The 13,001-nt window shown below is 64.6% G+C and carries 13 protein-coding genes and 2 pseudogenes; 10 read left to right on the forward strand and 5 right to left on the reverse strand.

Annotation, left to right across the window (positions count from 1 at the left end):
* Nucleotides 1–435: 435 nt before the first annotated feature.
* Genes PSR88_RS38110 through PSR88_RS38125 form a run of 4 tightly spaced genes read left to right on the forward strand, consistent with a single transcriptional unit; the run spans nucleotide 436 to nucleotide 4,895 of the window.
* Nucleotides 436–990 carry an acyl carrier protein gene (locus PSR88_RS38110; RefSeq protein WP_016880532.1) on the forward strand — a complete coding sequence of 185 codons (555 nt, stop codon included), beginning with the start codon at nucleotides 436–438 and terminating at the stop codon, nucleotides 988–990.
* 37 nt (nucleotides 991–1,027) lie between these two features.
* Nucleotides 1,028–2,368, forward strand: a complete 1,341-nt coding sequence (locus PSR88_RS38115; protein ID WP_237723836.1) for an AMP-binding protein — start codon at nucleotides 1,028–1,030, stop codon at nucleotides 2,366–2,368.
* Nucleotides 2,369–2,424: 56 nt separating this feature from the next.
* The gene (locus tag PSR88_RS38120; protein WP_016880534.1) at nucleotides 2,425–3,621 is read left to right on the forward strand and encodes an MFS transporter; all 1,197 of its coding nucleotides are present in this window, start codon (nucleotides 2,425–2,427) and stop codon (nucleotides 3,619–3,621) included.
* Between the two features lie 8 nt (nucleotides 3,622–3,629).
* Entirely contained in the window at nucleotides 3,630–4,895 is a 1,266-nt protein-coding gene (locus PSR88_RS38125) for an ATP-grasp domain-containing protein (RefSeq protein ID WP_016880535.1), read from the forward strand.
* Here the strand turns inward: PSR88_RS38125 and PSR88_RS38130 are convergent.
* A pseudogene (locus PSR88_RS38130) lies at nucleotides 4,896–5,440 on the reverse strand (transposase); the annotation flags it as partial.
* 647 nt (nucleotides 5,441–6,087) lie between these two features.
* Between PSR88_RS38130 and PSR88_RS38135 the strand changes: the two are divergent.
* Nucleotides 6,088–7,509 (forward strand): WS/DGAT/MGAT family O-acyltransferase, encoded by a 1,422-nt coding sequence (locus PSR88_RS38135; RefSeq protein ID WP_342338973.1) that lies wholly within the window; start codon nucleotides 6,088–6,090, stop codon nucleotides 7,507–7,509.
* Between the two features lie 270 nt (nucleotides 7,510–7,779).
* Complete coding sequence (locus tag PSR88_RS38140) at nucleotides 7,780–7,902, forward strand: hypothetical protein (protein ID WP_009472307.1); 123 nt, start codon at nucleotides 7,780–7,782, stop codon at nucleotides 7,900–7,902.
* Between the two features lie 135 nt (nucleotides 7,903–8,037).
* Here the strand turns inward: PSR88_RS38140 and PSR88_RS38145 are convergent, their stop codons facing one another.
* Complete coding sequence (locus PSR88_RS38145; protein WP_016880576.1) at nucleotides 8,038–8,343, reverse strand: hypothetical protein; 306 nt, start codon at nucleotides 8,341–8,343, stop codon at nucleotides 8,038–8,040.
* Nucleotides 8,344–8,537: 194 nt separating this feature from the next.
* On the opposite strand from PSR88_RS38145, the pseudogene PSR88_RS38150 reads away from it, so the two are divergent.
* Nucleotides 8,538–8,906: pseudogene (locus PSR88_RS38150) on the forward strand (histone-like nucleoid-structuring protein Lsr2).
* Between the two features lie 520 nt (nucleotides 8,907–9,426).
* Here the strand turns inward: PSR88_RS38150 and PSR88_RS38155 are convergent.
* A complete protein-coding gene (locus PSR88_RS38155; protein ID WP_007299740.1) occupies nucleotides 9,427–9,609 on the reverse strand; it encodes a hypothetical protein in 183 nt (60 codons plus the stop codon).
* A 418-nt stretch (nucleotides 9,610–10,027) separates the two neighbouring features.
* Between PSR88_RS38155 and PSR88_RS38160 the strand changes: the two genes are divergently transcribed.
* Entirely contained in the window at nucleotides 10,028–10,300 is a 273-nt protein-coding gene (locus PSR88_RS38160; RefSeq protein ID WP_016880577.1) for an aldolase/citrate lyase family protein, read from the forward strand.
* A 42-nt stretch (nucleotides 10,301–10,342) separates the two neighbouring features.
* Here PSR88_RS38160 and PSR88_RS38165 read toward each other — a convergent pair whose 3' ends face one another.
* Both PSR88_RS38165 and PSR88_RS38170 read right to left on the reverse strand, forming a co-directional pair.
* Entirely contained in the window at nucleotides 10,343–10,546 is a 204-nt protein-coding gene (locus tag PSR88_RS38165; protein ID WP_005242781.1) for a cold-shock protein, read from the reverse strand.
* 114 nt (nucleotides 10,547–10,660) lie between these two features.
* Complete coding sequence (locus PSR88_RS38170) at nucleotides 10,661–10,864, reverse strand: hypothetical protein (RefSeq protein ID WP_016880578.1); 204 nt, start codon at nucleotides 10,862–10,864, stop codon at nucleotides 10,661–10,663.
* A 33-nt stretch (nucleotides 10,865–10,897) separates the two neighbouring features.
* Here PSR88_RS38170 and PSR88_RS38175 point away from each other — a divergent pair, with 33 nt between their 5' ends.
* Both PSR88_RS38175 and PSR88_RS38180 read left to right on the forward strand, forming a co-directional pair.
* Complete coding sequence (locus tag PSR88_RS38175) at nucleotides 10,898–11,980, forward strand: hypothetical protein (protein WP_016880579.1); 1,083 nt, start codon at nucleotides 10,898–10,900, stop codon at nucleotides 11,978–11,980.
* 6 nt (nucleotides 11,981–11,986) lie between these two features.
* Entirely contained in the window at nucleotides 11,987–12,973 is a 987-nt protein-coding gene (locus PSR88_RS38180; protein WP_016880580.1) for a hypothetical protein, read from the forward strand.
* Nucleotides 12,974–13,001 lie beyond the last annotated feature (28 nt).

Below are 13,001 nucleotides of genomic sequence, written 5' to 3' on the forward strand. Positions count from 1 at the left end.
CCCGGTTTCGACGGAGACACCGTCGGCGAGTTCGATTGTGGCAGGTCGTTCGTCCTCATCTCGAGACCGACTCCTCGGCGGCCTGGGATGAATCATGGGTGGCTCGCCCAGTCACCGATAGACACCCTTGGGTGCAAAGTGACCCATCCACAGGCCTCCCGTTCGGGCGCGAAACCTTCATGCCCCACCGCGGCCGATCGCCGCGTGCACAGGGGTACCGTGCGCAATCCCGAACGCGACTGGTGTGCACGCGGTGAGCGACGCGGAACGGCCCGCCTGCACGACAAGGGGTCCGACCTTCCACACCAAGGGTGGATTTACATTACGTGTGCCAGGCACCGATGATTCTCCGTGTCCATCGAGGGTGATCACCCTCCGAAACGACTGTCTCATGGAGCAATTCATCCTGGACGTTCCGCTGGAAGGGAATCACTTATGGAAGCCGTTTCAATCGCAGCTCTATGGAGTCGGCTACTCGACGGGGCTCCTGTCCGGCCCGATGACGATTTCTTCTTCGACCTCGAGGGGAACTCGTTGCTCGCTGCCTCGATCGTTTCCGAACTTTCGCTATCCACGGGATTGCCGGTTGAACTCAGAGATCTTTATCTGGCCCCGACTCCGCGTGAGTTTGCCGGCTATCTCGACCATCTGAATCGACGCCTCGGCGAGTACCGCACGAATTTGGCCGCCGGGTTCGACCTCGGCGTCATCGCAGATGCCCTGGCCGAACTCGGCGCCTCCGCGGCGGACGCCCTGTTGCCCGAAGAGGTCACGCTCGCTTACGGCGATGTCGACGGATCCCGGGTTGCGTTGTTGCGTCAGGCTCGAGGAAACGGTGCCTGCACACGCCTTCCGATGCACGGAGGCGACGTGCTGATACGACGGGGAGGTACGGTGCTGCGGTTTGATTGCGACTCTGATCCTGCCGGCGTGCGGATCCTCGTCACCGACCATCCCACCGGGTCGAGCGATGCGGTCACCGGCCACTGACGCCGCCCCCGGCTCGATCGACGTCACACTGCGTCGGGTGATCGAGTCCGGATTGTGCGGGACGGACCCGATGCACCCAGCAGTGGTGCAGGGCGATGCCGTGCTGACCTATGGTGAGTTGCACACGAAATCGAGGGAACTCGCCGCGAAACTCACCTCTGGCACGGGCCCGGTTCTGATCAGCAAACCTCGGGGCGTGGAGTCGCTCACCGAAATGGTGGGATGCATTCTGGCGGAACGCCCGTTCGTACCGGTCACTCCAGATTCCACGATCGATCCGACCACCCTCCCCGACACACCGGAAGGTTGCGGATACCTGCTGACCACCTCGGGCACGTCGGGTGAACCGAAAGTCGTCGTCGGCTCGCGTAGCGGGCTGGCTCGCTACCTACAGTGGCAGCAGGCAGAGCTGGCCCTCGACCCGAGCGACGTGGTGTCCAACACTGCGGATCCGTGGTTCGATTTCTCGTTCAAGGAAACACTCGGCGCTCTGGTCGCCGGCGCGACGATCACCGTGACACCCCCTGCTGCGCTCGCCGGCGGCACGACGTTATTGACGTGGCTCGCCGAGCATCGGCCCACAATGGTGTGCCTCCTTCCGTCGATGCTGGCCCGGTTGGTTACTGCGATGGACCGCGCCGACCCGACTACGGTCCGCTCGGCGACCGGGCGTCTACGGCGAATCCTAGTGTCCGGAGAACCTTTTCCGCAGCCGCTGTTGAGACGTTGGCGAGCACACGCCCCTCACCCGGTCGTCATCAACCTGTATGGACCCACCGAGTCCACCGTGATCAAACTTCGCCACGTGCTCCCGGCGGGCGCCGAGGTACATACCGCGATCGTGCCCGTCGGCACACCGATACCGGGTACCGCGGTCGAATTCGTGCCGGTCGATGACCTCGACGATGCCCAGGAGCTTTGTATCGTCAGTGAGGACCTCGCACTGGGTTACCTCACGCCCGTGACCGGGTCGACCCGATTCGAGCGTGATGCGGCGGGCCGACGTCGACTGCGCACCGGAGATCTCGCCTCACTCGCGCCCGATGGCAGCGTCGTTGTGGAAGGCCGACTGGACCACGTCGTCAAGCGCCGCGGCGTCAAGGTCTCGTTGCCGGCCATCGAGGCAGCGGCGGTCGCTGTCCCGGCCGTCGACGCCGCAGCCGCGGTGGTGCAGCAGGGCGACCGGATCGTGTTGTACTGCGGTGTATCCGCAGGTTCGGACACTCTCTCACTTCGCGCTATTCGGATGGCGCTGCTCGACACGCTCGCCCCCGCCCAGTTGCCGGATAAGATCCTCGTAGTCACGCGACTCCCGTTGGACAGGCGAGCCAAGGTCGATCGTGCGGCACTTCGCAATGGCACGACGGGAAACTCATGAGCGTTCCCGACGTCGCAAATGAGCCGATAACGCCGGCACGTTCGCAGCCGAGAAGCATGCAGCGCCTGGTCGCAGGCGCTGCCGTGGACTCATTCGGCACCGGAATCAGCGCTGCCGCCACGATCCTCTACTTCGTCACGATCGTCGGTTTCACCGCCAACTCGGTCGTCGCCGCAATGTCGGCCGGCGCAATCTTCGGTGTCCTCAGTCCCATCCTCGTGGGACGACTGGCGGACCGCTTCGGGCTGATCAGGGTTTACTGCACTGCCCTCGCGTTGCGCGGAATCGGATTCGTCGCCTATGCCCTGGCCACCCAGTACGTCACCTTCCTCTTGTTGACGCTTCCGTTGATGGCACTGGAGGCGGCGACGCCGCCACTACAACAGTCGCTGGTAGCGCAGTTGTTCGCCGGTGATGCCCGAATCCGAGTGATGTCCTCGATCAGGGCCGCGCGCAACGTGGCACTCGGCGCCGGGACTCTCGTCGCGGGCGCCGCATTGACGACGCACTCGCAGCCGCTGGTAGCAGCCCTCCTCGCAATAAACGGGACCTCGTTTCTCATACTTGCGTGGGTCGTGCACTCGCTTCGACGCAGTGCAATCCCACCGGCCCAACAGCAGGAGAAGGACTGCGGAAGCTCGAGACCAGCATTGCGCAACCCAGCGTTTCTCAGCCTGGCCGGGCTCAACGGTCTGCTGCTGCTACACGACTCCGTCTTGTTTGTACTGCTGCCACTGTGGATGGTGTTGGGACTGGGGGCCTCGCCACTGTGGGTCTCACTGATGCTCGCGCTGAACACCGGGCTCACGGTGGCGATGCAACTGGGGTTCGGCCGCATTCGGCGGTTGACGACCGCGACGAACTCGACGTTGTTCGTCGCCGCCAGCGCCCTCGTCGCCGCATGTTTCTGCTGTCTCACCGCCGAACGACTCACCGGATCAGCGGCAATTGCCCTCTGCGCGGCGGCAGTTGCGTTACTCACCCTCGGTGAGAACCTCCATAGCATCGCGGCGTGGCAGGTGTCTTTCGAACTGGCTCCGGATGCCCGCCGCAGCGAGTACCTCAGCGCATTCAACAGCGGCTCCGGCCTCCAGCGAATCGTTGGGCCGGTGCTCATGACCGGTGTGGTTCTCGCGCTGCCCACAACCGGCTGGCTTGTTCTGGCCGTCGTCTTTGCCGCGGCCACCGCCGGCTTCACGACGATATCAACTGCCTCTCGGGGCAAAGACATTCACCCAGCGGCTTCGAAATGAGGCGAACGATGTCAGATCACGTGCTTGTCGTCGGTGGAGGCATGACCATGCCGGGGCTGTTGCGGTCCTTGGGCACCGATGTGCGGACGTCGGTCGTCTGCCAGCTAGCCATCGTGCCGAAACTGCGTGAGCAACATTTGCATCAGCGCATATTGGGGCTGCGGGCGGAGGCGAGCGACCAGGAGTGGCTGGCGATTGCGTCAGCGGTCCATCGCCTCGACCCCTTCACCAAGATCGCTTCGTTCGCCGAACGGGATCAGGATCGGGCAGCCGTGATCGCAGAGGAACTCGGCCTTCCAATGCACACCAAGCAAACCATTCACTGGGTGCACCACAAGGCAAGCATGCGGGAGCGGCTGTCCGCGCTCGGCATGGACGACACACCGCACGCCATCGTCCAGTCCGTCGCCGAGCTGCGCGAGTTTGCACGGATCCACGGATTCCCGTGCATCGCCAAGCCCGCCGTCGGCGCAGGGAGCATAGGAATCCGCCAGATAGAAACCGAGGCCGATCTGGCGACCGCCTTCGATGCAGCCGACGTCACCGGCGAGTGGACCAGCGGAGGCGTGCTGGTCGAACGGCTGCACATCGGGGTGCAAGTCAGCGTAGAGGCATTTTCCGACGAAGGCACGCACGAAATCGTTTGCGTCACCCAGAAGTACTCCGACCCATTCACCCACGTCGAGGTAGGCCACGTGCTGCCAGCCGAGGTGAGTGCCGACCAGCTAACAGCGATCAGCACCTACGTCCGCTCGGTGCTGTCGGCTCTGGAGATCGGCTTCGGCCCGACCCACACCGAGTTGGTCCTGACCGAGAACGGGCCTCGGATCATCGAGACACACACCCGGCTCGCCGGCGATTGCATCCCCCAGCTGGTCCAGGACGCTCTTGCGGTGAACCTGACCGAGTACACCGTCCGCCAGGTCCTCGGCGAACGGAATCTCCTCGACGGGCTCCGCGCCGAGCTCGCCCACGCGGCGACGCGACCACCCAGGTACGAGGCAATCTGGTTCGCGTCAAGCGAGATGGACTGCACGCTCGAGTCGATAAGCGGCCTCGAGGCGGCTCGGCTCCGCGAGGGTGTGCGCGAGGTGGAGCTGTACCGCGCTGCTGGTGCCAGGTTGGAGACACTGCGCGCTTCGAATTCACGGTTCGGACATGCTCGTGCGTATGCGGATGACCCCCGAGTAGCTGTTTTGCGAGCGCGAGAGGCCCTCGACGCGACCGAGATCCGGGTACTCCTCCCTCCCCTACGCTCAACCTCGCCTATTTGAACGGCTGCGGAATGCCTCGACCTGGGCGTCAAGGTCCTTGGCCATCACGCTGACCTGCGACTTCGACAGCGAGGTGATTCCGAGGGAATCGACGAGTTTCTCCATCCGGCGGGCGGAGGCGCCGAGCAGGTAGCAGGTGCCACCACCGAGGTCAGCGCACGCTCGGCACGCTTGCGGCGCTGGAGCAACCACGCTGGGAAATACGAACCCTGACGCAGCTTGGGGATCGCAATATCGAGAGTGCCGGCGCGGGTGTCGAAGTCGCGGTGTCGGTACCCGTTGCGGCTGTTGGTGCGGTCCTGAAGAGCGTTCGCCGTAGCGGCACCGCACAGGGTGTCGGCCTCGGCGCCCATGAGCGCCTCAATGAAGGTGGACAACAAGCTCCGCAGCAGGTCAGGGCTGGCCTCGGTGAGGCGATCGTTCGACGCGCATTCGGGCGTGATTCGGTGGGCGACCTCGCGGAGCCTGCGACCACCCCCGACGGCTGCGCCGAGGAGGCCGCCGAACAGGAACTGGTGCAGGTCGATATCGTGGGTAGTGGCCATCGCGTGCTCTTTCGTCGAGTCGAGTGTTGGTAGCTCTCTCGAAGAATCACGTGATGACCGCCTACTTTCCGGCTTGGACACGCCGGTGACGTCCTGATCCGGCTCGTACACCATTGTCATGGACGCAACCCTGCCCTGGCGGACGGCCAAACCACTGATCGGTCTCCTCGGCCAGGTTCTGCGCCCGGGCGCCAGACAATGCAGTGTGATCTAGTTCACACTGGACGATACGCTTCTTCTCGCACGGTTCAGAGCGGATGCCGGTGGCCATCGCTACACCTCCGCCACCCTGTGATCCGCGGCCACAAACAACGCTCGACCCGCCGCGCGAAGTGGTACAGCGGCGATGATCCTACGTATTGCCAGCGCAGGCACCACCTAGCGGAATGCCCGATTCCTACACACCAATGCGGTCGACGGATGCCGAACTTGACCGGCGAATTGTCCGACTTATCCCATCCGGGACTTTCGGCCTCGCGCGGTCGCCCGCTCGTCCTGTACAACTAAACAGGGATGCCGGTTTGTGACATGAACCACACCTAACCGTTATCTTACGACCCGATTACCCGGAGCTGAACGCTCAGCCCCGGAAGTACCCGCAGTGGCAGTGCGGATACTCGATCCGGACAGACGGAAGGACACCTCCCATGCTGCTGCCGATGTCGCCGACCGATTCGCTGTTCCTCCTCGGCGAATCCCGTGCGCATCCGATGCACGTCGGCGGCCTGGCGATCTTCACTCCACCGGACGGGGCCGACGCGGCCGAAATGGGGGCGATGTTCGAGACGGCGGCTGCCTCGGACGAGGTGGCCCCGCTGTTCCGCAAGCGGGCCCGCCGATCGGTGACCACCCTGGGACAGTGGGGTTGGGACACCGCGACCAACGTCGACGTCGACTATCACGTACACCGCAACGCCCTCCCCCGCCCGGGCGGCATGCCCGAACTGATGACATTGGTGTCGAGGCTGCACGGCACCCCACTCGACCGCAGCCGCCCGCTGTGGGAGATGCACCTGATCGAAGGCCTCACCGACGGCCGCTACGCGGTCTACACCAAGATCCACCACGCCCTCGCCGACGGAGCCTCCGCGATGAACCTGCTGCGCCGCAGCATGAGCGCGGACCCCACCCGCAGAAATATGCCCGCCCCCTGGCAACCCGCCGCACCCGCGACGACGACCGACCAGGCCCGGACAGCGCCACCACCATCGACGCCGACCAACCTGCGAGGCCTACCGGGCCAGGTCCTGCGCGGCGCCCGCGGCGCGGCCGGGGAGGTCGCCGGCCTGGCACCGGCGCTTGCCGGCACCGTGGACCGCGCCCTGCGCGCCGAGGGCGGACCGCTGTCGACACGGGCACCGCACACGATGTTCAACGTCGCAATCGGGGGCGCCCGGCACTTCGCCGCCCGGACCTGGCCGCTCGAACGGATCCGGCTACTCGCCAAGCACGCCGACGCCACCGTCAACGACATCATCCTGACGATGTCCGCCGGAGCACTGCGCAGCTACCTGCACGATCTCGGTGCGTTGCCCGCCGAGCCTCTGATCGCGATGGTCCCGGTGTCCCTGCGCCCCAACATCTCCGACACCGACCCGGAATCCCCGAGCGGGAACCGGATCGGGGTCCTGATGTGCAACCTCGCCACCCACCTACCCGACCCCGCCCACCGCCTCGACACCGTGCGCACCTGCATGCGCGAAGGCAAACACGCCCTGCACGCGATGAGCCCCGCCCAAGTACTGGCGATGAGCGCCCTCGGCGCCGCCCCCCTCGGCATCGAGATGCTCCTCGGCCGGCGGGGACCGCAGCGGCCGCCGTTCAACCTGGTGATCTCCAACGTCGCCGGACCCGACACCCCGCTGTATTGGAACGGCGCCCGCCTCGACTCCCTCTACCCACTGTCGATCCCGGTCACCGGACAAGCCCTGAACATCACCTGCACCAGCAGCGACGACCAACTCGTCTTCGGGTTGACCGGCTGCCGGCGCACCATCCCGAACCTGCACCCGATGCTCGACCACCTCGACACCGAACTCGACGCCCTCGAACACGTCGTCGGCCTGTAACACCACCCCTGGGCTCGCCGTGACGGCCATCGCAGGGGCGGCCGCAATGATCGAAAGCCCTACTCGACAACAGTTTTCCCGTACAGGAAGGAAGTGCGACCCTTCGATGAGCGCACCGAATACTTTTACCACCTCTCCACGACCCGGCCTCCACAGCACCTCGATCACTACCGAGGAGATCAAAACCCGGATTGCGGCCCTATTCGCCGACCGCCACTCGACCAGCACCACCGGCACAGCACCGATGTCCGCCCGGTAGGAAGGAATCCGGTGAACACCCACAAAGCACTGCTCATGCTGCTGCTCGGCGGCACCGCCGCCCTCGAGGTCCTCCTCCGCCGCCCCACCCCACGGCGCCGCGGACAGGGCGCCCCCTTCCACGCCAACGGCTGACAACCTCGGTCTCGTGGCTCGTTCACGCTGCGAGGCTATTCCGGGCAAAGGACAGGACACGCACCCTTGTTGTCCGGTCGGTCCAGCGGATCGGCGGCGGCTCGTACCGCCGCCTGTCCCCGACTGGTCACGTAGCTAGAAGTCGACCCCGTGGCCCTCCAGCCACCGCGCCGGGGTGAACCACGGGGTATCGAGGTGGTACTCCTTGTCGAGGGCGTCCAAGATCGCATGCGCGTCCGCCCCGCGGTAGCTCTCGTACATTCGAACATGAAGTCCTGAAAGCTTTTTCACTGCATCGAACAAAATGCCGTGACGGAACAGAACCGTCGAGGAAGGGCGCACCACGATGTTGCCGCCGCGGACGGCTGCATCTCCGTCCACAACCTCCAGACACAACACCATGCGGGGATCTGTCGAGGGAACAACAAGCAGCAAATCCATATCGTGAGGTTTCGTCACCCCGTGCCATGTCCTTCTCCCCTCCGTGCCGCCGACTGCAACGGAGGTTCTTTCCGCCAAGAATTTCCGTCCGACTTGTCATTTTCGATGCATGCGTGTCGAGCACAGCATTTGGCTGAGGCGAGCATTGTTCAATGGACGTAGAGTGGGTGCATGAAAGGGACGAAGGAGTTGCAATGGCGCGCCAAATAGTTGTCGAACACGTCGACGATATCGACGGAACCCCCATCGCGGAGGGAAAGGGCGAAACGATCGGCTTCTCCGTAAATGGAATCGACTACGAGATCGACTTGTCAGCGAAGAATGCGAAATAGTTCCACAAGAAACTCGATCACTACATCGATCACGCCACGAAAGTGGGTGGCCGCAAGAATCGATCCGCAGGCACACTCACATCGGGTGGTGAGGTCAAGCGGAAACCTGCGCGGCGGGACCGTGACCATATGAGGGCAGTACGAGAATGGGCTCAGGAACAGGGCTATGACATCGGGGTCCGCGGGCGAATTCCCACCGAGATCGCGGACGCGTACAACGCTGCTCACTGACGACCGCCAGAAGAGCGCCGTTGCTATTTCAGCTCCGCGATCGGGTGGATGGAATGGCAGGCTGAAGGAGAGTCGGCATTCGCGGATGGCGTATCGGCGAGAGTTCCTGCACTAAATTCTGCTCCCAGACCTGCCATTCGACGCGCATGCCCGGTCTCGGAGCAACCGCGACCAATCCCCGCCGCCCTTCCAATGAACCACTTGTCCTCAAGGAAAACCTCGATCTTCTTCACAGACTCTCGCCAGTATCCGACCACTTCTGACCAGCGCTATCAACAAAAATCGTGAAGCTGCGCCGGCGACGCAGGGGAGAAGATCTCGAAAAGAAATCGATCCACCTCACCCCGATCGAGTGGGGAGATTCCGGAACCGCTCCTCCTCAATTCCGGCACCCGTATCCACGGTCAACGACTCCTCACCGAGATTTGGCGACCCCACCAGCGGATAAGACCATCTTCATTACGTCGGGATGGCGGTCGGTAGATGATGCGGATGATGCCCTCGCCGCCGTCCTTGGTGCTCATCGCTTCCCAACAACGGCGGCGAACCTGGTAGGCGCGGTCCGGTGTTCCAATCTGGCCCAGGCTGCGTCGGCGGTGAACGGCCCGAACGTGCAACACGTCCCGTCGTGGCGGTCGACTTCGACCACCCAGTACTCGGTCACATGGAGGGCTGCTACGGCGTCGACAACGGTGTCAGTCATCGGTGCTCCTTCGGAAGAGTGAAGCCTCGCGATTGCGTCAAGATCCATTGTCCGCCGACGCAAGCTTGCAGGGCGATGACGCGATACCGACACCGCCGACCAAGTCGACGGTGCGCAGAGGTCCGGTACGACCGACAGGTCGATCGCGACCCTCGCCCGCGCCCACTCCTCCGTATGCCCATCGGCAGAGCTGACGGGTGACATCTGCATCGTCGCGCAACTCGCTGAGCTTGCCCGGTGTCTTGATGCATGTCGGCATGCAGTAGATCGGTGAGTGCAGCGACTTTGAATGATGCTCTACACAGTGCGAGAAGGCTGTTCTAGCCGATCCGATTTCTGCCAATGCCTTCGCGTAGTCAGGACCGCCCGAGATCGACGGCGCCGTCGATCCTGTCCGACCCGAAGTACCCCACCGACCGTGCGCCTGAACAGGGCGCGGGGTCGGCCGTGGAACGCAGCCGCGGGTGGCCTAGCGCCGCCTGGCGCCGATCACTCGCCCGGGAATCCGACAGGCCCGGGCGCCGACGCCGTCATCCTCGACCTCGGGGACGCGGTGCCCACCCAGCACAAAGCCGATGCACGCCGCATCGTCGCCGCAGCCACCGCCACCACGCCGGCGTGGGTACGCGTCAACGCCGTTCGATCCACCGACTGTGAATCCGACCTCGACGTCGTCGGAGCGCCTATATAAGGGGGACCACACCCACCGGATGCGGTCCCCACGTGACACTGGTCAGACAGAGCGCACGTTCGTGGCCTGCGGGCCCTTCTGCCCCTGACCGACCTCGAACTCCACACGCTGGTTCTCGTCGAGCGACTTGAAACCGCTGCCCGAGATTTCCGAGTAGTGCACGAAGACGTCCGGAGTTCCGTCGTCGGGTGCGATGAAACCGAAGCCCTTCTCACCGTTGAACCACTTCACAATGCCCTGCGCCATGCCGATACTCCCTAAATCTCGATCCGGACCCTCACATCGAGGTTCCGATCTCGATGACCTGATCCTCCCATCCTCGGTGTAGTCGCGAAGACCGCGCACCGTATTCGCATCGATCTACGACCGGTCGTCGATGCACTTCCAATGACGTGTGGTGGCGGACTGATGGTGTCGCTGGCGCACGTGACCGGTCGTTCCCGCCAACCGGCGACTCCAGGAGTGGGCGGGGATCGCGGCGACGTACTCGTGGGTTCCGCCGACATGGGTGGCGCCGATCGGCATTGCTTCTTGCTGATCCCAGTGGGGGGATTGCAATCCCATGTTTTAGTCGTTTAGACTAAAACCATGGAAGCGATGACGGAGGCATTCGACGTCGTCGGTGCGGCAATCGTGCCGAGCGACCTGTTCGGCCCAATCACCCACGATCCGGCGGCTCAGCGCGCTGCCCGTCGGCGGTTCCGCCGCTTGTCGGTTCTGATTCACCCGGATCGGGTTGATCCTGTGTACGCAGCCCGCGCGGCAGCGGCATTCACGCACGCGTCCGACCTGTACCGCCGCTGGCAGCACGATGCGACCACTACGACCTCGACCACGGCCACGGCCACGGCCACGGCCACGGCGATCGTGTTGGACGGCAATCGCGGCTCCTATCGACTCGGGCCCCGGCATGCCCGCGGTTCGATCGCCGACCTGCACCATGCCGCCGACAGCGGCGGGGCGGGCGTGGTGATCAAGGTTCCCCGCAATGTCTCCTCGAACGCTCTGATTGATGCCGAATGGGCCGCGCTTACTGGGATCGCGGCGTCCGCCGAGGGCGGGAATGATTGGCTGCGCGCGTACTTCCCACAGCTGATCGACCACCTCACCCACGCCGACCCTGTGACCGGCGCCCGGCGGCAGGTGACCGTGCTGGACTCGCTGACCACTGGATTCGTCACCCTGGCCGAGGTCCGGGCTGCGTACCCGGACGGGCTCGATCCGCGGGATTGGGTGTGGATGCACCGGCGTCTACTGCGGGCTCTTGCCGCCGCGCATCGCGCCGGTTGGGTGCACACCGCGGTGACCGCGGACAACGTGCTCATTCACCCTGAGCGGCATGGAGTGTTACTGGCCGGGTGGGCGTTCGCCACCCGCCCAGGAACGGTTCCGCTGGCGACGATCCCCTCTCGGCGTGATCACTATCCACCGGAAAGTTCCACCGGCTCCCCCGCAACCCCGGCCTGGGATGTGTTCATGGCCCACCGGTTGATGCTGACCATGCTCGCCGACACGGCCCCGGACCGCCTGCGCGCGTTCGCATGCGGCTGCCTGCAACCACAACCTGGTCTGCGCCCTGACGCCGTCGATCTGCTCGACGAGTTCGACGACCTGCTCGACACGCTCTACGGGCGGCGACGCTTCCGCCCGTTCACCATGCCCACCACGAAAGGACAGTGATCCACCATGGGATACGGCAAGTGGGATGACGACACCTACACCGCGGCCAAGACGTTCCGCGCCGCCCGCGGCGTCGACGACTTCGGCTACACCAGCGCGATGTACGCACGGCCGAGAGACCAGTGGAAGGCCGATCCGACCCTGGACCCGCTGGGTGTGACCGTGCGGGAATGCCGGGATTCGGCCGGGCACCCCGAGTCCCTACCGATCGCCGTGCTCTTCGACGTCACCGGTTCGATGGGCGCGGTACCGAGGATCATGCAGGACAAGCTCGGCAAACTGCACGGACTGCTGCAGCGCAAGGGGTATGCCGACGACCCGCAGATCCTGTTCGGCGGCATCGGGGACGCCGACTCCGACCGAGTGCCCTTGCAGGTCGGTCAATTCGAATCCGGCAACGCCATGGACGAGCAACTCCGCACCATCTTCCTCGAAGGCAACGGCGGCGGGCAGAAGTCCGAAAGCTACGAACTGGCCGCATATTTCATTGCCCGTCACACCGCCACGGACGCGTGGGACAAACGCGGCCACAAGGGGTACCTGTTCATCATCGGCGACGAACTGAACAAGGCCCGACTGTCGGCCCGCAACGTGCGGACGGTGATCGGCGACGACCTCGACCGCGATGTCACCGTCGAGTCGGTGTACCGGGAACTCGAACGGCGGTGGAACGTCTACTTCGTACTGCCGAATCAGTCGGCGTACTTCCACGATCCCGAAATCGCGGCGCACTGGCAGCAGCTACTCGGGGAACGGTTCCTCAAGCTGGACGACCCGGGCGCGGTGTGCGAGCTGATCGCGCTGACGGTCGGCATGGGCGAGGACCGCATCGACCTCGGCGAGGGTCTGGCGGACCTGCGTGACGTCGGATCCGCCGCCGAAGCGGACACCGTCGGTCACGCGCTCGCCGTCCTCAGTGCGGCACGGACCCCCGTCGCGGTAAGTCCACTGCCCATCGATCCGGCCGGCAGCGACGACGTGTCCTTCACCTGACACCCGTTCGGTAGGCGGGGCATTCGAT

The organism is Rhodococcus sp. DK176 (genome assembly GCF_038447315.2).
Taxonomy (GTDB): domain Bacteria; phylum Actinomycetota; class Actinomycetes; order Mycobacteriales; family Mycobacteriaceae; genus Rhodococcus_F; species Rhodococcus_F jostii_A.

Coding starts and splice junctions, on each gene's coding strand:
- PSR88_RS38175 (WP_016880579.1), top strand. CDS start 10,898: ATGACGGAGGCATTCGACGTCGTCGGTGCGGCAATCGTGCCGAGCGAC.
- PSR88_RS38165 (WP_005242781.1), bottom strand. CDS start 10,546: ATGGCGCAGGGCATTGTGAAGTGGTTCAACGGTGAGAAGGGCTTCGGT.
- PSR88_RS38170 (WP_016880578.1), bottom strand. CDS start 10,864: ATGGGATTGCAATCCCCCCACTGGGATCAGCAAGAAGCAATGCCGATC.
- PSR88_RS38120 (WP_016880534.1), top strand. CDS start 2,425: ATGCAGCGCCTGGTCGCAGGCGCTGCCGTGGACTCATTCGGCACCGGA.
- PSR88_RS38110 (WP_016880532.1), top strand. CDS start 436: ATGGAAGCCGTTTCAATCGCAGCTCTATGGAGTCGGCTACTCGACGGG.
- PSR88_RS38145 (WP_016880576.1), bottom strand. CDS start 8,343: ATGGATTTGCTGCTTGTTGTTCCCTCGACAGATCCCCGCATGGTGTTG.
- PSR88_RS38155 (WP_007299740.1), bottom strand. CDS start 9,609: ATGACTGACACCGTTGTCGACGCCGTAGCAGCCCTCCATGTGACCGAG.
- PSR88_RS38135 (WP_342338973.1), top strand. CDS start 6,088: ATGCTGCTGCCGATGTCGCCGACCGATTCGCTGTTCCTCCTCGGCGAA.
- PSR88_RS38125 (WP_016880535.1), top strand. CDS start 3,630: ATGTCAGATCACGTGCTTGTCGTCGGTGGAGGCATGACCATGCCGGGG.
- PSR88_RS38180 (WP_016880580.1), top strand. CDS start 11,987: ATGGGATACGGCAAGTGGGATGACGACACCTACACCGCGGCCAAGACG.